Origin of the sequence: Mesorhizobium sp. M1D.F.Ca.ET.231.01.1.1 (assembly GCF_003999155.2) — a bacterium.
Taxonomy (GTDB): domain Bacteria; phylum Pseudomonadota; class Alphaproteobacteria; order Rhizobiales; family Rhizobiaceae; genus Mesorhizobium.
In genome coordinates this window covers 1-289 of sequence record NZ_RZOZ02000261.1, presented here as the reverse complement: position 1 = coordinate 289, position 289 = coordinate 1, and the positions used below count along the sequence as shown (strand labels likewise).

Sequence of the window (289 nt, the reverse complement as noted above, 5' to 3'; positions counted from 1 at the left end):
GGCGGAACTGACCACGCAATGAGTTCACCGGCTGGATTGGCTGAGCAATTCAATCAGCAGCCTTGCCGCCACCTCGGCGCCGTCGGCGCGGATATTGCCAGCCACTGCCGCCGCACGAGGGCAGGTTTCGGGCGCCTGCGCCACGTCCAATGCCGCCGACAAGGACTCCGTCGTCGGCACCGGACCGTCATGGGCAGCGCCGATGCCGAGCTGGGCGGTGCGCCTGGCCCAATAGGGCTGGTCGCCGATCTGCGGCACGATCAGCTGCGGCGCTCCCGCCCGCGCGGCG

General features: G+C 70.2%; 1 pseudogene. It reads right to left on the bottom strand.

Annotated elements, in window-relative coordinates:
* Positions 1-24: 24 nt before the first annotated feature.
* Positions 25-289, bottom strand: a pseudogene (locus EN874_RS33210) (glycosyltransferase); the annotation flags it as partial.